This window comes from Gilliamella sp. wkB292 (assembly GCF_001690235.1).
GTDB lineage: Bacteria > Pseudomonadota > Gammaproteobacteria > Enterobacterales > Orbaceae > Gilliamella > Gilliamella apicola_F.
In genome coordinates, this window is the sequence record NZ_LZGO01000080.1 from 1 (window position 1) to 21695 (window position 21695).

At 34.1% G+C, this 21695-nt stretch carries 21 protein-coding genes; 4 read left to right on the forward strand and 17 right to left on the reverse strand.

Going from position 1 to position 21695, the window contains the following annotated elements:
* Positions 1–116: 116 nt before the first annotated feature.
* The 9 genes from amtB to A9G09_RS11445 form a co-directional block, all read right to left on the reverse strand.
* On the reverse strand, positions 117–1397 hold the full coding sequence (amtB, locus tag A9G09_RS11405) for an ammonium transporter AmtB (protein ID WP_065634964.1): 1281 nt from the start codon (positions 1395–1397) through the stop codon (positions 117–119).
* Between the two features lie 18 nt (positions 1398–1415).
* Positions 1416–1754: a P-II family nitrogen regulator gene (gene glnK, locus A9G09_RS11410; RefSeq protein WP_065634965.1), complete on the reverse strand. Its 339-nt coding sequence runs from the start codon at positions 1752–1754 to the stop codon at positions 1416–1418.
* Positions 1755–2173: 419 nt separating this feature from the next.
* Positions 2174–3661 carry a dGTPase gene (gene dgt, locus A9G09_RS12765; RefSeq protein ID WP_065634966.1) on the reverse strand — a complete coding sequence of 496 codons (1488 nt, stop codon included), beginning with the start codon at positions 3659–3661 and terminating at the stop codon, positions 2174–2176.
* Positions 3662–3685: 24 nt separating this feature from the next.
* Positions 3686–4765 carry a 5-(carboxyamino)imidazole ribonucleotide synthase gene (gene purK / locus A9G09_RS12770; RefSeq protein WP_065634983.1) on the reverse strand — a complete coding sequence of 360 codons (1080 nt, stop codon included), beginning with the start codon at positions 4763–4765 and terminating at the stop codon, positions 3686–3688.
* A 1-nt stretch (position 4766) separates the two neighbouring features.
* Positions 4767–5267 carry a 5-(carboxyamino)imidazole ribonucleotide mutase gene (gene purE, locus A9G09_RS11425; protein WP_065634967.1) on the reverse strand — a complete coding sequence of 167 codons (501 nt, stop codon included), beginning with the start codon at positions 5265–5267 and terminating at the stop codon, positions 4767–4769.
* Positions 5268–5480: 213 nt separating this feature from the next.
* Positions 5481–5831: a RidA family protein gene (locus A9G09_RS11430; protein ID WP_065634968.1), complete on the reverse strand. Its 351-nt coding sequence runs from the start codon at positions 5829–5831 to the stop codon at positions 5481–5483.
* Between the two features lie 26 nt (positions 5832–5857).
* Positions 5858–7861, reverse strand: coding sequence for an excinuclease ABC subunit UvrB (gene uvrB, locus A9G09_RS11435; protein ID WP_065634969.1), 2004 nt, complete (start codon positions 7859–7861; stop codon positions 5858–5860).
* Positions 7862–8255: 394 nt separating this feature from the next.
* A complete protein-coding gene (modF, locus tag A9G09_RS11440; protein WP_065634970.1) occupies positions 8256–9716 on the reverse strand; it encodes a molybdate ABC transporter ATP-binding protein ModF in 1461 nt (486 codons plus the stop codon).
* A gap of 12 nt (positions 9717–9728) precedes the next feature.
* Complete coding sequence (locus A9G09_RS11445) at positions 9729–10508, reverse strand: TOBE domain-containing protein (protein WP_065634971.1); 780 nt, start codon at positions 10506–10508, stop codon at positions 9729–9731.
* A 370-nt stretch (positions 10509–10878) separates the two neighbouring features.
* On the opposite strand from A9G09_RS11445, the gene modA reads away from it, so the two are divergent.
* Genes modA through modC form a run of 3 tightly spaced genes read left to right on the forward strand, consistent with a single transcriptional unit; the run spans position 10879 to position 13034 of the window.
* Positions 10879–11643 (forward strand): molybdate ABC transporter substrate-binding protein, encoded by a 765-nt coding sequence (gene modA / locus A9G09_RS11450; protein ID WP_141671580.1) that lies wholly within the window; start codon positions 10879–10881, stop codon positions 11641–11643.
* Between the two features lie 8 nt (positions 11644–11651).
* Positions 11652–12341, forward strand: coding sequence for a molybdate ABC transporter permease subunit (modB, locus tag A9G09_RS11455; RefSeq protein WP_065634973.1), 690 nt, complete (start codon positions 11652–11654; stop codon positions 12339–12341).
* Between the two features lie 6 nt (positions 12342–12347).
* A complete protein-coding gene (gene modC, locus A9G09_RS11460; RefSeq protein ID WP_065634974.1) occupies positions 12348–13034 on the forward strand; it encodes a molybdenum ABC transporter ATP-binding protein in 687 nt (228 codons plus the stop codon).
* Here the strand turns inward: modC and A9G09_RS11465 are convergent.
* The 4 genes from A9G09_RS11465 to A9G09_RS11480 all read right to left on the reverse strand — a co-directional run bounded on the left by A9G09_RS11465 (position 13013) and on the right by A9G09_RS11480 (position 15926).
* Positions 13013–13765 (reverse strand): UDP-2,3-diacylglucosamine diphosphatase, encoded by a 753-nt coding sequence (locus A9G09_RS11465; RefSeq protein ID WP_065634975.1) that lies wholly within the window; start codon positions 13763–13765, stop codon positions 13013–13015. The genes modC and A9G09_RS11465 overlap by 22 nt on opposite strands.
* The gene (gene ppiB / locus A9G09_RS11470) at positions 13758–14249 is read right to left on the reverse strand and encodes a peptidylprolyl isomerase B (RefSeq protein ID WP_065634976.1); all 492 of its coding nucleotides are present in this window, start codon (positions 14247–14249) and stop codon (positions 13758–13760) included. Before ppiB ends, A9G09_RS11465 begins: the two co-directional genes overlap by 8 nt.
* Positions 14250–14316: 67 nt before the next feature.
* On the reverse strand, positions 14317–15168 hold the full coding sequence (folD, locus tag A9G09_RS11475) for a bifunctional methylenetetrahydrofolate dehydrogenase/methenyltetrahydrofolate cyclohydrolase FolD (protein ID WP_065634977.1): 852 nt from the start codon (positions 15166–15168) through the stop codon (positions 14317–14319).
* Positions 15169–15248: 80 nt separating this feature from the next.
* Complete coding sequence (locus A9G09_RS11480) at positions 15249–15926, reverse strand: DUF2884 family protein (protein ID WP_065634978.1); 678 nt, start codon at positions 15924–15926, stop codon at positions 15249–15251.
* A 485-nt stretch (positions 15927–16411) separates the two neighbouring features.
* On the opposite strand from A9G09_RS11480, the gene A9G09_RS11485 reads away from it, so the two are divergent.
* The gene (locus A9G09_RS11485) at positions 16412–16678 is read left to right on the forward strand and encodes a GrxA family glutaredoxin (RefSeq protein WP_065634979.1); all 267 of its coding nucleotides are present in this window, start codon (positions 16412–16414) and stop codon (positions 16676–16678) included.
* Positions 16679–16722: 44 nt separating this feature from the next.
* Here the strand turns inward: A9G09_RS11485 and tsaB are convergent, their stop codons facing one another.
* The 4 genes from tsaB to A9G09_RS11505 all read right to left on the reverse strand — a co-directional run bounded on the left by tsaB (position 16723) and on the right by A9G09_RS11505 (position 21626).
* The gene (tsaB, locus tag A9G09_RS11490) at positions 16723–17403 is read right to left on the reverse strand and encodes a tRNA (adenosine(37)-N6)-threonylcarbamoyltransferase complex dimerization subunit type 1 TsaB (RefSeq protein ID WP_065634980.1); all 681 of its coding nucleotides are present in this window, start codon (positions 17401–17403) and stop codon (positions 16723–16725) included.
* A gap of 18 nt (positions 17404–17421) precedes the next feature.
* Positions 17422–19329, reverse strand: coding sequence for an ATP-dependent DNA helicase (locus A9G09_RS11495; RefSeq protein WP_065634981.1), 1908 nt, complete (start codon positions 19327–19329; stop codon positions 17422–17424).
* A 336-nt stretch (positions 19330–19665) separates the two neighbouring features.
* Complete coding sequence (locus A9G09_RS11500) at positions 19666–20637, reverse strand: glycosyltransferase family 8 protein (RefSeq protein ID WP_065634982.1); 972 nt, start codon at positions 20635–20637, stop codon at positions 19666–19668.
* Between the two features lie 11 nt (positions 20638–20648).
* Positions 20649–21626, reverse strand: a complete 978-nt coding sequence (locus tag A9G09_RS11505) for a glycosyltransferase family 8 protein (RefSeq protein WP_081297563.1) — start codon at positions 21624–21626, stop codon at positions 20649–20651.
* Between the last annotated feature and the right edge of the window lie 69 nt (positions 21627–21695).

Genomic DNA, 21695 nt, shown 5'->3' on the forward strand with positions numbered 1-21695 from the left:
TTATGCTTTGGGATGACTAAAAGACATTTATCATAATTAATATAAGCAAAAAATCTACAGTGTTAATTTCACTGTAGATTTTTTTTATAATTAAATTAGTTATATTTGTTTAAGAATTAATTGTTAAATGCGCTTTCTCCGTGGCTATTAATATCTAGACCTTCACGTTCATGTTCTTCTGACACACGTAAGCCAACACAGATATCTGCAATCTTATACGAGATAAAAGCAACAACTGCCGTCCAAATAATGCAAGTTATTATACTCATTAATTGTATACCAATCTGGCTTGCCATGCTGGTACCTTCTGTATAACCAATGCCACCGAGTGATTCTGACGCAAAAATACCAGTCAATAGACAACCAACAATACCACAAACACCATGTACACCAAATACATCACAAGTATCGTCTATTTTAAGAATTCTTTTTAGCGAAGATACACCCCAAACGCCTGCAAAGCCACAAATCAAACCAATCAACAGAGCACCACCAACACCAACAAAACCAGCTGCAGGCGTTATTCCAACTAATCCAGCAATGATGCCTGATGCCGCACCTAAACATGAAGGTTTACCTCGTAAAACCCACTCAGCAATAGACCATGCTAAAACTGCTGCTGCCGTTGCCGCCACGGTGTTAATAAAAGCAAGCCCCGCGATTTGATCAGCGTGAGTTGAAGATCCAGCATTAAAGCCAAACCACCCAATATATAAAATAGCGGCACCAATATAAACATAAGGAAGGTTGAAAGGTTTTAGCGGTTCACGATTAAAACCTATTCGATTTTTTAGTAAATACGCCCCCATTAAACCTGCAACAGCTGCATTGATGTGAACAACAGTTCCACCCGCAAAATCTAACGCACCTTCATCACCTAAAATACCACCACCCCATACCATATGGGCCATTGGGATATAAGAGAAGGTAAACCATAACACCATAAAAATTAATACCGCTGAAAAACGCGTACGTTCGGCAAATGCACCTGGTATTAAGCAACAAGTAATGCAAGCAAAGGATCCTTGAAAAGCGACCCAAATCAATTCATAAATCGATCCAGATACATCAGTAATATTAATACCAATTAGTAAAAAATGTTCAAAGTTACCAAAAAACCAGTTTCCTTCACCAAATGCTAGTGTATAACCATAAATTATCCATAATACCGCAATAAGTGAAAAGGTGACTAATATTTGCGATAACATTGATAAGACATTTTTAGCACGTAATAATCCACCATAGAACAAAGCAATGCCAGGAACTGACATAAAAAGAACTAGGGCTGTACAAATCATCATAAAACCGTTATCAGCATTATCGGCGACGGTTGCTTCTTGAGCAATTGCTGAGCTTGAAAGCGCTAAACCCAAAGGTAAAATAAATTTTTTCAACATAATGATATCCTTTTATGATTATAATGCTGACTCATCCGTTTCACCGGTACGAATACGAACCACATGTTCAAGTGGAGTTACAAAGATTTTGCCATCGCCTATTTTGCCGGTATAAGCCGCTTTAGTAATAGTATTAATCACTTCATCAAGTTGTTCGTCACTGATTGCTAAATCAATTTTTACTTTAGGTAGGAAGTTAACATTATATTCAGCACCACGATAAAGTTCGGCATGCCCTTTTTGACGTCCGAATCCTTTAACTTCAGTAACGGTTAATCCCGTGATGCCAATATTGGATAATGATTCTCTCACTTCTTCTAATTTGAAAGGTTTAATAACAACAGTCACTAATTTCATCAATTGCTCCTCATTAATAGGGTGTATAACCGAACTTATGCAAAACTTATGCAAAGCCTATGCCAGAAATTTCGATTTGTAGTTATTGACTATACTCATTAATAAGAATAACGATGTAATTCATTATGTTAATGTCAATTAATAGAAATAAAAATGTTGAAATCAAACCAAAGAAAATTTAACTAGAATTAACAAAACGAATAATAAAGTGTCATCAATACTCACTCTCTAGCCAACGAATTAACTACACCAAATCTAATTTCAACCATTCTATTTATTAAAAAAGATGAGCAATATAGTTAGAAGTGTTTGGATATGTTGATAATAACAATGTGGTTATCGATAGGGTTTAAAAATTAATGCACTATTGTAGTGCTTTTGCTTTTTTTTGGTGCTAAAACTTTAATCAATTAACTAAATTAAAATGTGACCATCAATTTACGATATTCATCGTAAGCAAAATGATCTGTCATACCACTAATGTAATCTTGAATTAAACGACAACGGTAATAAAATTCCCAACAATCAAAAACTGGCTGATTTTTATCAAGTTTGCTAATGACTTGTTGGTAAGCATCACAATGTTTATGGGATAGTTTATGATATAGTCGGGTTTCTATTGGGTATTTTTTGTGATTGCCTGTAGTGGATAATTTAATAAAATCCTCAACGGGCATCGCAAGTAATGGGCTATAAATATCGAGCAAACCGGTAATAATTCGATGACCTTGCAGTTCAAGATTTTCAACCGATTCATGATTGAAAACATGTTCAAAACCGACAGTTTTAAAAATATTGAGGAGTTTGTATTCAGCGTCGTGATCTTCAAGCAAAGCATGATTAAATGAGCCATCATAAATAGCTTCAATATTTTCAATAAACCGTTCTGCGGCATGGGGAACAAGTTTATTGATAGTATTGACTCGCAAATACATAAAAAACTGATCGATACCAATAGCGGTAGACTCAATTTGTTTAAAATTATCAAAAGGCCGATTGATCACTTTATCAAATAAATCACCGCTTTTAACCGGTCCCCATGCTTGTTTTAAATATTGATAAAGTTGTTGTACAGTGAAAATTTTCTTTTCAACGGCATCTTCAAGATCGGCTATGCAATAAGAGATATCATCAGCCGCTTCCATGATGTAAGTTAGCGGGTAACGATGAAATGGTTTTATATCAAGTTGTTGATATAATTCATTGATAAAGGGCTCTTCCGATAAGTAAAAACCGGGTTTTTTCATTAAATAATCAAATTCAGACGGTACCGCATCCTTCCAATAAGCGGGTTTTGAATATTTAACAATTGAGGCTATTTGAGAATAAGTTAAATTAAGACGTAAAATTGTATGAACTAAACGAATAGCTTGAGCATTCCCTTCAAAATTGGACAAGTCTTGGCGGATTTTTTGCTTTAATTCAGTAAGTAAATCATCGTCTTGTTTGTTTATTTCAAGAATACTGTAGCTGCAAGGTTTATCAAGACCTAGTCGTAACGTAAACCACTGATTAATTGCCGATTCACCAAAATGACCGAAAGGGGGATTGCCTATATCATGCATTAAGCACGCCATTTCAACTAAGCTTTCAATCGACATAATCGATTTATCCAGACCAAACGCTTTTAACTGTCCAGCTTTTATTAAACGATTAACAATTTCTTTAACAATATAGCGCCCAACTTGTTGAACTTCCATTGAATGCGTCAAACGGCTCCTGACGACTGAATTACGTTCGAGAGGAAACACTTGAGTCTTTTGCTGTAAGCGTCTTATAGCTGCAGAATTGATAATTCGTCCACGATCACTTTCAAAACAGCGTAAAACTGAATATTCATCTGTTAGAGTGTCATATTGTTTACTAGCATAACGTTGGTAATTAATTTTTTTGCTAAAGTTGACCATGGCGCTACCCTTTTCTTCAACAAGCTATAACGACTCAAATTGCTGTTTTGCCCAACAAATAGCTGGATGATATTCAACAGGCAACATCGGTAACAATGTATCTAACGAATCAATCAATGTTGATATTTGAGGGTGAGTTAAATTCAAATGCCCCACTTTACGGCCAACTCTGACTTCTTTTTCGTACCAATGTAAATGGACTAAATCAATTGATAACCAATCATAATTTAATTCAGTTCCAATCAGATTAACCATGATAGAAGGCGCAAAAACATTAGGCTTTGGTATTGGTAATCCCAAGATTGCCCGTAAATGAAGCTCAAATTGACTTATTGAAGCACCATTTTGGGTCCAGTGGCCACTGTTATGGACTCTTGGCGCTAATTCATTGATTAATAGATTTTCACCGACAACAAAACACTCCATTGCCATTACGCCGACATAATTGAGCTTTTGCATGATGGCGGATAACATTTTTTCGGCTTTGGCTTGTAATACAGGCATTTTATCCGGTAAAGCAATACTCATTCTTAAAATACCATCTTGATGTAAATTATGCGTCAATGGATAAAAAACGGTTTCACCTTTCGCATTGCGTGCACCAATCAATGATAATTCGTTATCGAATGCAATTGCCTGTTCTACAATCGCTTGTTCATAGATATCTTCAGGTACGTCGATATCGTCATTAATGGCTATACGCCATTGACCCCGACCATCATAACCACCAGTACGACGTTTAACAATTAACAATTGACCTAACTGTTGAAATAGCGTTGGCCAATCTTGTCTATTTTTCAGCAAAAACCATTTAGCTGTGGGTAGATTAAGTTCATCTAATAGTTGTTTTTGACTCAAACGATCGGCAATAATTGGAAACACATCCCGATTAATAAAATGCCCATGCTGAGCTAAAATCTGAGTAAAAGGCGTATCGGGCCAACGTTCAATTTCAGCAGTAATGACTGATTTTTGATAAGGAATCGTTGCTGGATCAACATCTAAACCAACAGGAAAAACATGGATACCTAATGGCTCGCCAGCTTGCTTCAACATTCGGCCTAGTTGGCCATTACCTAAAACACAAACTGATTTAGTTATCATATTATGCATCGACTCTTGGATCAGGGTTATTTAAAACTTCATCAGTTTGGCTTAAACGCCAAGTTGATAATCGTTGATAGATGTCTTTATCATGTAATGCCAGAATTTGCACAGCTAATAATGCAGCATTAGCAGCCCCAGCCTTACCAATCGCTAAGGTCCCAACAGGAATACCTTTAGGCATTTGTACAATGGAATATAAGCTGTCAATACCATTTAGCGAGGCACTTTGTACGGGTACGCCTAATACGGGTACCAATGTTTTCGCCGCTAGCATACCGGGTAAATGAGCGGCACCTCCAGCACCAGCAATGATGACATCAAAACCTCGACGTTTAGCATCTTGAGCAAACTGAAACAATTTATCAGGTGTGCGATGGGCTGAAACTATTTCAACATGATAATTAACCGTAAGTGTATCGAGGATATCGGCAGCATGTTGCATTGTGCTCCAATCACTTTTCGATCCCATTACAATGGCAATTTTAGCTTGAGTATGCATAGCAAATTATATCAATAGATGAAGTTCAAAGTTTTCAAAGTATACACTAAAATTTAGCAAATAGGATAATAATCAATATGTAACATGACAAGAAAAACTAAATAGTAGTGATAATATTATTACTAAAAAAGCTAATAATATTATCATTTTAGTCTATCTAGAATAATGAAGTAATTAATCACCAACGATTATTAAGTTGTTTATTGCAAAATATTATACCGTCACTGCTGCAACGATTTTTATTTCGACTAAATACTCATTTTTCATTAATCCAGTATGGACTGTGCAGCGCACAGGAGCATCGCCGTGAGCAACCCATTCGTCCCACGCTTTATTCATAGCAGCAAAATCGCTTTTGTTTACCAAAAATAGGGTTGCATCTAAAATACGGGTTTTATCACTATTTGCTCTAGCTAAAATTTTGTCTATTTCAGCCAAGGCACTTTTTGTTTGTTCATAGGCATCATTAACTAAATTGCTTGGCACACTCGTGTAATAAATTACATTATTGTGAATAACTGCTTCAGACCAACGGTCTTGTGGATCGAGTCGAATAATTGTCATCATTTTTTCCTTCTTTGATGATTTTTTTAAGAGACTTTAATAAAATCAGCACGTAATTTTTTTATTTCATCACGTAATACACCGGCTTTTTCAAACTCGAGATTTTGGGCAGCTTCGTACATCATGGCTTCAAGTTCTTTCACTCTCGCTTGAACTTCTTTAATAGATACATAATGATAAGGTTTACCCGGTTCAAATGCTTGTACTTTAGTCGTTGATTTTTTAGTGCTTAATCCTGCATCTAAAATATCTTTTATTTCTTTGCGTACTGATTTTGGTGTTATGCCATGAGCTTGATTGAAATCTTCCTGTTTTTTACGACGACGGGCTGTTTCATCAATGGTTTTTTGCATAGCTGGCGTGATTTTATCAGCATACAATATGGCTTTACCATTTACATTTCGCGCTGCACGTCCAACTGTTTGAATGAGTGAGCTTTCTGAACGCAAAAAGCCTTCTCTGTCCGCATCTAAAATAGCAATTAACGATACCTCTGGAATATCTAATCCTTCACGTAATAAGTTTATACCAACCAAAACATCAACTTTACCTAACCGTAAATCACGAATAATTTCCATCCGTTCAACCGTATTAATATCGGAATGTAAATATTTCACATTGACATTATGCTCGGATAAATAATCTGTTAAGTTTTCAGCCATACGTTTGGTTAGTGTTGTTACTAATACCCGCTCTTCGTTTTGCATACGAATTTTAATTTCGGATAAAAGATCATCAACTTGAGTAGCAACTGGGCGAACTTCAATAATCGGATCTAATAAACCTGTCGGTCTTACTACTTGTTCAATAATTTCACCACCTGATTTTTCAATTTCGTATTTAGCTGGTGTTGCCGACACATAAATAGTTTGTGGCATAATGTTTTCAAATTCCGTGAATTTCAATGGACGGTTATCCAGTGCTGACGGTAAACGGAATCCATACTCAACTAAATTTAATTTACGTGAACGGTCGCCATTATACATTGCACCAATCTGTGGTATTGCAACGTGTGATTCATCAATAAACAGTAAACCATCAGCAGGTAAGTAATCGAATAAGGTTGCAGGTGGATCACCGGGTTTACGTTGAGATAAAAAGCGGGAATAGTTTTCGATACCTGAACAGTATCCAAGTTCAGTCATCATTTCAATATCAAATAGTGTTCGCTGAGTTAAACGCTGCTCTTCTAACAGACGATTATTATCTAACAATACTTTTTGCCGTTCTTTAAGTTCTTGCTTAATTTCAGCAATAGCGTTTTCCATAATGTTTCTTGGTGTAACATAATGGGTTTTTGGATAAATAGTAATACGAGAGACATCATTAACACTACTGCCTGTTAAAGGATCAAACATAGTAATGCGTTCTACTTCATCATCAAACAATTCTACTCGTACAGCTAACTCGTCTGAATCAGCAGGAAAAATATCAATCACATCACCTCTTACTCTAAACGTACCACGACTAAAACCCATTTCATTGCGAGTATATTGTAGTTCAGCCAATCTGGTTAGGATTGAGCGTTGATCGGTAATGGTACCTTTAGTCAGGTGCAGAATCATCGCCATATAGGTCTCGGGCGCACCCAAACCATAAATTGCTGATACCGATGCAACAATCACAACATCGCGACGTTCCAATAGTGATTTAGTGGCCGAAAGGCGCATCTGTTCGATATGTTCATTGATCGATGCATCCTTCTCAATAAAAGTATCGGTTGATGGCACATAAGATTCAGGCTGATAATAATCATAATAAGAGACAAAATACTCAACTGCGTTTTCAGGAAAAAACGCTTTCATTTCACCATATAATTGAGCGGCCAACGTTTTATTTGGCGCCAAAATAATTGTTGGACGATTATGCTGAGCAATAACATTTGCCATAGTAAAGGTTTTACCTGACCCAGTCACACCTAATAATGTTTGATGAGCAATACCGTCATCAAGATTTTGACTTATCCGTCTAATGGCTTCAGGTTGATCGCCAGCAGGTTTAAATTCAGAACATAATTTAAATTTTTTCATTACTCGTGACCTAATATTTTACCTATTAATAAAAATTATCCCCAAAAAGACTTGACCTTTTAAAATCTTATATTTTTTGTTCAGTTAACTTAAAAATTAACCAAACCCATCTTAAAAAGATAGCTTGATTTAAGATAACTAATTGATTAATAATAAAATAACAATTCATGCTTAACTTGTAACCAAACCAAGCTAAAACCTGATGGTTATTGAAGTTTAAGCGTTTTTCAATAAACTATTCACAGAGTTATCCACAGGCATCGGGGATAACTCTCTAAGTATAGCCGTTATAAACTTTTTTCAATAATCAAGTAAAAATTTCATCATTAAAATACGTTTTTTTTATTGATTATTTCTATTTTTAATACTGATTTTAATAGTTATTAACTAATGATTAGTTAAGTGTCTCAAATTGGTATTGATAGCTGAGATCGAAATTAGGAACAAAAGTTAAACGATGAGTGATACATTTTGGCGCATCTTCAGCATGATGCGACACAAACAATAATTGTGTGTTTCCTTCATTGATTAATCGATCTATCCAACCTTTGACTAATTCTCGGTTAAGATGATCTAATCCTTGCAATGGTTCATCTAAAATCAGCAAGGTTGGATGTTTTACTAAAGCACGAGCTATTAGCACTAATCGCTGCTGCCCCCACGATAACGACTGAAAAGGCTTATCAGCTTGTGTATATAACCCTAGCAATTTAAGCCATTCATCGGCTAGTTTTGCTTGTCTATCGCTTGTGGCTTGATATACACCTATTGAGTCAAAAAAGCCTGAAACAAGTACTGTTTTAACGCTAGAACTGACGCGATAATCAAGGTGTAAACTACTACTGACATAGCCAATATGCTTTTTAATGTCCCAAATAGTTTCACCTGAACCTCGTTTACGACCAAATAGTGTTAGATCATTACTGTATCCTTGAGGATGATCACCCGTAATTAAACTTAATAGCGTTGATTTACCTGCACCATTAGGTCCAACTATTTGCCAGTTTTCACCCGCTTTTACCCGCCAAGTTAACCCATCGATAATAGCTTTATCATCATAATGGACATAGCCATTATTTAAAACCACACGATCGATTTCGTTAGATAATGCATCAGGAGGCACATCTGCATCAGGTAAAGGTACATTTGGTAAGCTTTCTAGATCAGCTAGCTGTTTAACTGTTTCGTCATTTAATATTGTTGCTTTACTACCAAATTTCAAGAGCTGACATTCAACAAGCAGACCTATCTCTTCAATAAAAATAGGAATTTCATTAAAACGATTTAACACTAATACGATAGTAACTCCTTGTTTAGACAATTCACCAAGCTTATCGGCTAAATTTTCACGCGATAAAATATCTAAACCATCAAAAGGTTCATCTAAAATTAATAAATCGGGATTTGACATTAACGCTTTGCAAATCAAAGTTTTTCGTGTTTCACCTGTTGACAAATATTTAAATTTTCTAGTCAACAGCTGACTAATACCAAACTGTTTTGCCAACTGTAAGCATCGCTCATCATCTGCTTTAATTTCTTGTATGATTTGCGATGTCGTTAATCCTGTATCATTTTCGCCTTCGCTAAGCATATCAGTATTATTGCGCTTCCATTCTTCATCAATCAACTTTTGTAATTGTTCAAAAGAAATATACGCTATTGATTTAAAATCATTAATCACATTACCCGATAGCAACGGTTGTTCACCGGCTAATGCTTTAGCTAGAACTGATTTACCGCTACCATTACGTCCAACAAAAGCAACACTATGCCCCTGATTGATGGTTAATGATTCGATAACAAAAACTTTATGATCATTAATTTTATAGTGTGCGTGTTCAATATGTAACATAAATACCTCAAATTAAACTAATGTAGCAACAATAATATGCTGAGGATCAATTGATATTGTCAGCTTTTTGCCTGCAACTAATGCATAATCCTTAACTGTATTCGTTAATTTACTTGCATAAAGCATCATACCTGATGCTAAACAAAAGGCAATTTCAGTCCATTCACCATCTGTAGTTACTTTCTCAACTGTTACTGATAAACAATTTTCAAGCGAATCATTTAATTCAATCAATGGGGCTTTAATTAACAGTAGCACAGTCTTGTCCGTAGTTAACTTTAACCTTTCGATACTTTTGTGAGTTATATAAGCTTTTAATTCAGTTTGATTATCCCCAAGCGAAACCGTAATAAAACCGGCAATATTGTTTGCTTCAATCCGTTTAACACTACCATATAATTGATTACGTGCACTGGTTTGTAATGATAATCGCGCTGTGGCTTTTAAAATATCATCCAATGGAACGTTATCATCACTCAAAATATTAAACGCGTTATGCTGTATGTGGGTCAAAAGATCATAAAGTTGAATAAATCTGACGGCATAAGCACTGAGTTTGGTTCCCCCACCATTTTTACCTCCAGTTATTGTTATCAAAAATGGTGTCGGTGCTAAACGATTAATTTCACTCATTGCATCCCAAGCTGTTTTGTAGCTTATGCCAATTGATTTGGCGGCTTGGCTTAAAGAACCGGTTTGGTCAATGGCTTTAAGTAATGCTATACGCCTTGGATCAGTAAATAATTGCTGATTTGAATTTATAGTTAATAAAATTTCTGGAGAAAAGCTCATGACACCACCTTGATAAACTGAAAAACATCTTATTCAGATAATTTCAATTATTGTAGACGTTTTTTCAACTACCTTCAAAAAAGTTGCGTCAAGTGACTGATGTTACTTTTCAAATACCTTTTAGAACAATTAGATAATTAAGTTATTTTGAACAATCCAATTAACAATCATTAACTTATGATTAAATAAGAAAAGGTTTGTTAATTTATCGATATATTTTATTTTATATAACGAAAAGTTTATTATAATATGATGAACCTGATAAGTAAGGGGTATGATAGCTGTTTTAATTATCGATTTTTATGTTAAATCTCAGTTACCGCTTTACGCATCATCATCAATATACAAAATTACATAAGTTATTTTCAGCATGAGGAATATGATGAAAACACGTATTAAAATTTTTTTAATGGTCACAACCTTATTAACCACATTTTCCACTTTAGCTATTGAAAAAGTAACCCTATTTGCAGCGGCATCATTAACCAATGCGATGCAAGATATTGCAGCTGAATATAAAACAAATCACAAAAATCAGGAAATTATTTTTTCGTTCGCTTCGTCATCGGTATTAGCCAAACAGATTGAACAAGGTGCGCCCGCTGATATTTTTATGTCAGCAGATCAAAAATGGATGACTTATTTAATAGAACATAATTTAGTTAAAAACAAAGAAGATTTACTTAAAAATTCTTTGGTATTAATCGCACCTAAACAGTCAAACTTAGAAAAAATCGATATTAATAGTAACACTGATTGGAATGCAATTTTACCTAAAACAGAAAAATTAGCGATTGGCGATCCCGATCATGTCCCTGCTGGATTGTATGCCAAAGAATCCTTAACTTATTTAGGCGTATTTGATAAATTAGCACCACAATTTGCACCAGCAAGTAATGTGCGCGATGCGTTAATGCTGGTTGAACGTAACGAAGCTGCATTAGGCATTGTATATAGTACAGATGCAAAGGTCAGCGATAAAGTCAAAATTATTGGTGTTTTTCCGGCTAACTCATTTGATCCTATTGAGTATCCAATAGCATTGTTAAAACCAGAAGCGAAAGAGTTTTATCAATATTTAAAATCACCTGAAGCTAAACGCATATTTGAAAAATATGGTTTTGTAACAAAATAATAAAACTCATGATATTGACCGAATTTGAATGGCAAACACTGCTACTGAGCTTAAAAATAGCTGGGGCCGCAATTTTATTCAGTTTACCTATTGGTATTTTGACTGCATGGATTTTAGCTAGATGCCAATTTTTAGGTAAATCACTTTTTGATAGTTTTGTGCATCTGCCTTTGGTTTTACCCCCTGTGGTTTTAGGTTATTTACTGTTAATAACGATGGGACGACATGGTTTTATAGGGGATTGGTTAAATTATTATTTACAGATTAGCTTTAGTTTTAATTGGCAAGGTGCCGCATTAGCTTCGGCAGTTGTGGCATTTCCATTGATGGTACGGTCAATTCGTCTAGCAATTGAATCCATTGATTTACGTTTAGAAAGTGTTGCTCGAACATTAGGTGCAAGTCCATTAAAAGTATTCATGACTATTACACTACCATTAGCATTTCCTGGTATTTTAATGGGTATTGTATTAGGTTTTGCAAGATGTTTAGGTGAATTTGGCGCCACTATCACTTTTGTCTCTAATATCCAAGGTGAAACGCGAACACTACCGCTTGCTATGTATACATTGTTACAAATGCCTAATGGTGAACATGCTGCTTTGAGGTTGTGTATAATATCCATTGTGTTGTCTTTGGCGGCACTCTTTTTATCCGAAATGCTCAATCGTTGGCATAAGAAAAAATTATTTGGATAATAAGTTATGTTAGAAATAGATGTAAAAAAACAACTATCTTCATCTTCATTTGCATTTGAATTTAAACATTCAATACCTTGTCAAGGAGTGACAGCAATTTTAGGCGTATCAGGCTCGGGAAAATCAACTTTGATAAATCTTATCAATGGACTGGTTAAACCTGACCATGGCAATATCACGCTTAACCAAGTGACGTTGGTTTCCACTACTCAAAATATTTTTATTCCTCCTGAAAAACGAAACATTGCGACCGTCTTTCAAGATGCTTTGTTGTTTCCTCACTATAAGGTGTTGAAAAACTTAACTTATGGAATAAAAAAACTTAGTTCGCAAAAATTAGATGAAATGATTGAAGTACTCAATATTAGTCATTTATTAAATCGTTATCCTGCCATGCTATCTGGTGGAGAAAAACAGCGTGTTGCTATTGGGCGGGCGTTATTAACTAATCCACAATTGTTATTAATGGATGAACCATTATCAGCCCTAGATATGCCGAGAAAAAAAGAGCTGTTAAGTTATATCGACCAGTTAATTCATGAAATAAAAATACCCGTCATTTACGTTACACATAACATTAATGAAGTTAAGCGTATCGCCAACTATGTAGTAATCTTAGAACAAGGTAAATTAAAAGATTTTGGCGAAAAAGATAGCATTTTACAAACTGATTATTTAAAAGAGTGGTTATAAAGTTTTAAGATATTACTGTTTGTTTCTTGCTTAATAAAAGATATACCGTCATGCCAAGCCCCAAGGACCAAACGAGTTACTGGCTGATTGTTAATAAAAAAATGATGAGTTGCAGGTTTATGCGTATGACCATGTACCATAATGTTAGCATTATAATTGCTCATCATATTTTCAACGGCATCTTGATTAACATCCATAATATTTTCTGACTTTATTTGATTATGTGCGCTACTTTCTTGACGTAGTTTACCTGCTATTTTTAAACGAATACGAAGTGGCAATAATAAAAAAAGGGCTTGTAACCATTTTTTATGCATTACTTTACGGAATTTTTGATATTGTGGATCATCAAGACATAACAAATCACCATGCAAAAATACAATATTGCTATCTTGATTAGGTAAACAATTAATCTCTGGCAATATTGTCATGCCACAAGATTTGGCATATTTCTTACCTAATAAAAAATCACGATTACCATGTACAAAATATTTTTTTATATGTCGGTTAGAAAGATTGTTTAGCGCATCGGCAATTTTACGATGTAAGATTGAATTGACATCGTCTCCAATCCAATAATCAAAAAGATCGCCTAAAATATAGAGTTCACAGTGATCTGGTAAACTGTCTAAGAAAGATAAAAAACCTGCTGTTATATCAAAATGATCTTGAGCAGGTTCATTATCAGTAAGATGAATATCTGCAATAAAATAACGAGTAGGATTATTCAACCGTTACACTCTTTATAATCACATCTTCAACAGGCACATCGGAATGCATTCCACTTCGACCTGTTTTGACTGCTTTAATTTTATCTACCACATCCATACCATCAACAACCTGCGCAAATACACAATAACCATAACCATTTACATCAGGTGATCGATAATTCAAATAATCATTATCCACTACATTAATAAAAAACTGTGCAGTTGCGGAATGGGGATCAGAGGTGCGAGCCATCGCTAAGGTACCACGATCATTTTTTAGACCATTATCAGCTTCATTTTTAATAGGTGCTTTGGTTTTTTTCTGTTTCATACCAGGCTCAAAACCACCACCTTGAATCATAAAATTATTAATCACACGATGAAATACAGTGTTGTTGTAAAAACCCTCTTTGCAATATTCAACAAAATTTTTAACCGTTTCTGGCGCTTCATTATCGAAGGTTTTAATTTTAATATCACCTAAAGAAGTGTGAAATATAATCATAAAATGTTCCTTATTTCCATTTTTTTAATTTACATCTACCAATCCAAAATTCAACGAATCTATCAAATCAATGACTAAATTTTTCACACGCTTCAAGGGTGTTACTCATAAGCATAGCGACAGTCATAGGACCAACTCCGCCTGGAACTGGCGTTATCCATCCGGCTCGCTCAACGGCAGTTTCAAACTCTACATCACCAGCAAGCTTACCATTTGGTAATCGATTAATACCGACATCAATCACTATTGCGCCTGGTTTTATCCATTCACCTTTTACATAGTTAGCTATCCCAACACCCGCAACAACAATATCAGCATTGCTTACATGTTTAGCTAAATCTATAGTACGGCTATGGGTAATAGTTGTTGTACAACCTAATAATAACAGTTCTAATGCCATTGGCCGACCAACAATACTCGAAGCGCCCACAACCGTAGCATTCAGTCCAGATAAATTGACGCCGGTTGATTGTAACATTTTCACTACACCATAAGGCGTACAAGGACGTAAAATTGGGTCTCTTTGTAGTAGATGTCCAATATTATATGGGTGGAAGCCGTCAACATCTTTACTCGGATGGATCCGTTCAAGGACTTTAGTTTTATCGATATTATCCGGTAACGGAAGTTGCACTAAGATACCATGAACATCTTTACGCTCATTGAGTTCGTCTATCAGTGTTAACAAAGCTTCGGTCGTTGATTGGGGAAAATCATAAGCAAATGATGCAAAACCTACTTCATCACATGCTTTTTGTTTATTTTGCACATAAATCTTTGATGCGGGATCCGAACCAACTTGGATAACAGCAAGTCCGGGAATAGATAATCCTTTAGCGATACGTTCTTTTACTTTATTTGCAATGTCATTTCTAACTTGCTGAGCTAACTGTTTGCCATCAATTATACGTGCTGTCATAAATTTCTATGTCTTTCATTCTATCGTTAAAGATAGGCTATTTTCGCAAAAGTTTGTATCAATGTCTATTGACTTATTTCTCAATGCTCGAGTTCGCTTAATATTTGCTGATATTGATTATTTATATCGGTAATAACTGAACAAATATGGGCATCAAAAGCCTTAAGTTTTGGCTTTTGTGCTTTCCATTCATTTTTTGAAATTTCATTGATTGTGGCATAATTTTGAAAGAAGTTAAAATTGACTATACTCCCCCCCACAACATTATAAAAAATTCGTTGGCCTATCTCTTCGCCATCTTTTTTCAAATTATTAAAATTTTGATAGTGAAATTCTGTCCTACCATTTTCTGTCATAATTGACTGGTGTAACAATTTTACTAATCTTTTATATAATTTATTTAATTCACTTTGCAACTTACTATCATTGCCAAGTTTATTTTTAATCGCATTCTCAAAACTAAACTTAACTGTAGACAACATAGTTAAAGCCTGCTGTTCAAGTTGTGGTAGCTGTTGCCTAATATTCTTTTGAAACATTAACGTCTGTTTTTGTCGTTGTGCATTTAGCAAAACGGGTTTTTGATTTAGCTCGACATTCCCATTAGATAAAATAGTTAGATCATTATTTTTATTGAAAATTCGCACATTTTTTTCAGTTATAGTAATATCATAGCTGGGTTTAACTGCGCATTCTTTTTGTTTAGCTAGGACGATAACTGGGAATATTAATAGAATTAACAATAATTTTTTTAACATATATACCCACTATTTAATAAGTTTAATGAATAAAAACTTTACGTTTGATACATATTGAACACAAACGCATAAACCAGATACCATTTTATATCAAGCTACTTATAATATCATTTTTAATAAATAGTTTTCACAAAATGAAACCGATTAAAACATACAAATATTAATCTATTTTTATGTTAAAAAATCTCGCCACGAATCGAAATGACCGTAGTGTACATAAGTAATTTTTAATTTTGTGACGTTGGTGTTTTACTTAACTACAACTTATTTAATCTAAAGTATAAAATTCACGTTAAACACTGTAACGCTTAAATTGACAGATAAATAATCAATCTAATTCTAATTATTAAATTTAAGGTTTTATTTACTTTCAAAATTTATTATCAATAGATATAATCTATTTAATTAACTATATTTAAGTGCTTTTTTTTCTATCAAAATTCAGTATAGTAAAATAAACTTAAATAAATGATTCGAGGTGAAAAATGTATACTGTAATTTTTGGTCGTCAGGGCTGTCCATATTGTTCAAGAGCTAAAGAGTTAGCCGAAAAGTTATCACAAGAACGTGATGATTTTTCCTATCGATACGTCGATATAAATGAAGAAGGCATCACTAAAGAAGATCTGTCTAAAAGCGTAGGTAAACCTGTCGAAACCGTTCCACAGATTTTTATTGACGAAAAACCAATTGGTGGATGCACGGATTTTGAAGCATACGCTAAAGAACATTTAGGACTTTTTAAAGAATAAAACGTAAGTTAATAAAATAAAAGCCACAAACTGTGGCTTTTATTTTATCGACCAGGTAGCTTTTTCCAAGTGACTTCATTGCGTAAATAGGTCGGTTCGACATCCTCTACCGAGACCCATTCATTGTTTTGCCATTTTTGTTGAGCTAAAACAACCAAATCTTGAGCATGTGGTAATAGTATATCACTTTGCTTAATATTGTTTATCATATCAGGGTAAGTTTGCCAGCCCGTTCCTGCACTATAGGTATCGCTACTAAGATTTTTTACTTTGTCGAAAACACATTTTGGTGCAATTACGCATTCTGGAATCAGAGCTTGCCATTGATTATGCTCATAACGGTATTGCCCTAAATACACCTCACTCATTCTAGCATCAATAGCGGCTAAAACGTGCGTTGCATTATTGGTTCGATAAGCACCTTGAGCTAAAGTCATTAACGTTGATACCCCTATCATGGGTTTATCAATACCTAAAGCTAAACCTTGAGCAACACCAATACCAATACGTACACCCGTAAAACTACCTGGTCCTTGTCCAAACGCAATTGCATCAATTTGTGACAGGGAACAGTTAGATTGTTTAAGAATATTATCAATCATCGGTAAAATTTGCTTGGTATGATCGCGGGCCGATATTTTAAAATCGTGCGTAATTTCATTACAATAGAGTAAAGCTACTGAACAAGCTTCTGTTGAGGTATCAATGGCTAAAATAGTACTCATGTTTTTTCCAATTTTTTATTAGTTAACTTTTTTTAATAAAAATTCTTTAACCTTGTTTATATCACGTGTTCTTGGTGATGGTGGTAAGCTATTAATAAATGTTGCGCCATAGGGTCGCATAACTAAACGATTATCACAGATTATAATTGCACCTCGGTCATTATGATGGCGAATTAATCGCCCCACCCCTTGTTTTAAGGTAATTACCGCCTCGGGTAGCTGTACTTCGTTAAAAGCATCGCCACCTTGCATTTGACAATCTTCCATACGGGCTTTAATTAACGGATCATCAGGTGATGTAAAAGGAAGTTTATCTATAATAACACAAGATAAGGTATCGCCTCTAACATCTATTCCTTCCCAAAAACTACTTGTTGCAATTAATAGTGCATTACCACTATGGATAAACTGATCTAACAATTTGATTTTACTGGTTTCACCTTGTACTAAAACGGGTAGTTTTGTCAATTCTCGAAACTGTTTAGCTAAAGCATGCATCATTGCATATGAAGTACATAAAAAGAAACAACGTCCATTATTCGCTTCAATGACGGGTAACAATATCTCAACTAATTTTTCAGCATTTCCTTGTTCATTTGGCGATGGAATATAACGAGGTACACATAAAACCGTTTGGTGTATGTAATCAAAAGGACTTTCTAAAATAAGTGAATCGGCATCGGTTAAACCTAAACGTTTAGTAAAATAATCTAATTGATTATTGACAGAAAGCGTTGCTGAAGTAAAAATCCAACTGCCTTTACGTTCTGCTAATAGTTCTGTAAATTTATCTGCCACCGATAATGGTGTTAAGGCAAAAACAAAATAGTTATAACTACTTTCATACCAATAACTGAATCCTGTTACATCAGTTTGCTGTAATCGCTTTAATAGCATGCTGTATTGATCGACTCTTTCAAAACAGTTATCTAAGGTTGAAGAACGACCAACAGCTAGTTGCAATACTTCATGACAAAAATTCAACGCATCAATTAGATAAGATAATTCTTTTTTGACGTCTTCTTGATGAAATAAAAAACGCAAATTACCCTTTGGTGATTGCTGATTAATTGCTAGGCGTAAATCTTGAGTACATTTTTGTAATTTATCTGCACATTGTTGTAGTTGCGACATATCTTTTACTTCGGTGCGATAAGTGAGGTTGATTTCTTTCGCAAGATCAAAAAGTTGACGACTAGTCAATTGTTGGCCAAAATAGTGACAAGCCAGATCGGGCAATTGATGAGCTTCATCAAAAATCATAACATCGGCTTTAGGAATCAACTCGCCAAATCCTGTGTCTTTTACAACAACATCAGCCAAAAAGAGATGATGGTTAACCACCACTACATCAGCATTTAATGCTCGTTTACGGGCTTTAACAACATAACAATCATTATAATGTTCACAATCACTTCCTAAGCAATTATCATTAGTGCTGGTTAATAATGGCCAAATAAGATTGTCTTCAGTTACAGTTGTACATTTGCTAATATCACCATCTTTAGTTTTAATCGACCAATTTTTAACACGGGCTAAGTCAACCCTTAACGTTTTATCGAGATCCCCCGCGGCAGCATATTGATGATATAGACGTTCCAAACAAAGATAATTAGCTCGACCTTTAAGCAACGCTATTTTACCTGTAAAATTTAACGCCTTTTTGATAATTGGCAAATCTTTACTATATAACTGTTCTTGAAGATTTTTTGATCCAGTAGATAGAATAACTTTTTTATCACTACGAAGAGCGGGAACAAGATAAGCAAAAGTTTTACCGGTTCCAGTACCAGCTTCAACCACAAGAGAGCGTTGTTTTTTTATTGATTCCGAGACTTTATTGGCCATATTGCGCTGCGGCTCTCTTGCCACAAAACCATCTATTGCTTTCGCCAGTAAACCATTCTCGGCAAAATCATCAACCACTTAACATGCACCTACTAATGAATAAGATAAGTTCAACACATCAATAAAATTAAGAAAAATATTTCAGGAATAACGTCAGAATAAAATGATTTCATCATCAAAATCATGATGGATTTATTGTAACTGAATTGAACAACTAACGACTAAAATAAGTTATATACTATACCAGTAACCACCGAAAAAAGATATATCTAACCATGACTGGTGATAGATACGCTATTTTAATATAAGAAAATAAAATATATAACTATTACTCACTCATCAAATAACCATCAAAAAAAATCAACGTTTAAAACTGCAATCCTGATTTACCGTTAAAACGATAAAAATAGCATATTATTTTTTTAATTTCGTTTTTAAATAAATAAGATAATGTTTAATCCCCGCCAAATATTTTTTTTGCTTGAACATAAGCCGAGAGTATGCCCGGATTGATGAGGTCTTTTTATTGTTATAGGGGATTAAAGGGGCATTTTTCCATGGTGATTTTTCTAAATAATAATCAAATAATTTAGATCGATAAGGTTCATGCCAAGGTTTATTTTTAGTAATGTAATGAATTATTACCGTATTGTCTGGCACCATAGCATCTTCATTTCCATTAATTGATAATGCTAATAGATTATTAAATCTATTTTCTAATATAACTCTTCGTTCACCTATAGCAATATTTAATACATCTTGGTCTGGAAATTGGTATTTTTTACCACTATTTAATAATTGTAATGTCTTAGATGTAATATTTTCCTGACACCATAACGGAATATTAATTAACATAACACCTGAATTAAAATAAGAACCAAAGGCAATATTATATTTAACGCATTGGGACTCTTGCATATAAGCGACATCGGCAACAGCAGCAATAATTGCCGAATCTATATTAGTCTCATTGATAAATTCCAAAGATTTAAGACAAAGTGTATCACTATCAATATAAAGTAATCTGTCAGTGACATGTTTCAAAATCATAGGGGCAATTAAGCGAACACATGCAGAAATTGGAAATTGCTCTGTATTTTTATGATCAACTTGAAAATGATCATTGATAACATATTCAGTTATACTAACGTTATTAGAGTTTATTGAAGCCAATTTTTTTCTATTTTCATCTGAAATGCTGTGTGTAAACAAATGAAAATGAAGCTGATATTTTTTATTATTTTCGATAACTGAAATAACATCTATACCAGCAGGTAGGGCATAATTATCATCAAAACATAAAAGAATATGTAATACATCTTCATTGTTAATGAAGTTAGATAATAATTCATTTTTTCTAGTAATAAATTTATCAACATCAATCACAAAATAACCCTTTAGTGCTTTTTAAAAGCTTTATGTTTTAAATACAATAAATAATATTTAAAAGCTGAAAAATATTTATGCTCCTTAGCAAGCATTTTAGCATAACGCCTTGTTGTCGACGGTGCATTCTCATTGGCTAGTAATAGTTTATCATTTGCCCAAGGCGATATTGAAAGATACTGTTGATAAAGTGGCGTTAGATACAATCGATACCAAGGTTTATTGCCGGTAACATAATGAATAATAACAGAACGTTGTCCAATAAAATCATCCTCTTTTCCACCGACGGTGAGTGCAGTTATATTATTAAATCGTCGAGGTAAAAATACTGTTTTACCTTTCATTAAAATGTTTAATACATCCTGATCAGCAAACTTATAGACCTTACCGCTATTTATCATAGTAAATGCTTTATCGGTTAAGTTATTTTCTACCCACATATCTGTATTGATATAAATCATACCCGCATTAAAATATTCCCCATAAGTAATATCACATGCAGTGCTCTGTTTTTCTTGAGTCTTATCAACATCAGGCACCACAGCTGCATATTTATTATTTAAGTCTGTATTGATTAATTCATTAAGATTATCAGTGCAAAGCACATCACAATCTAAATATAGAACTCGAGAAGTCACTTTGTTCAAAATTTGAGGAACAACAAAGCGCAAACAAGTCGATGCTGACACATGTAAAACCAATGTGTCAGGATTAATTGAAAAATCGTCACTAATTTCGTAATAAATGATAGAAACATTTGTTTTTTTTAATTCATTAAATTTTAGAATTTTTTCATTTGAAACACGATTACCAAATAAGTGGAAAACTAGATTTTTATCGGGGTTATTGACTATCACTGACGACATTGCAATGCCAGCCGGCATAGCATAGTTATCATCAAAACAAAAAGCGATGTGCAAAGTGGGTAAAGATTCGAGGGTATTATTGAATAATGTTGTCATTTTACTGACAAAAAGATTTTCTTTCATCTTATACTGTTTTTTAGGTTATGGAGAAATAACTAAAAATATTGTAACATACCTTAATATAAACTATGA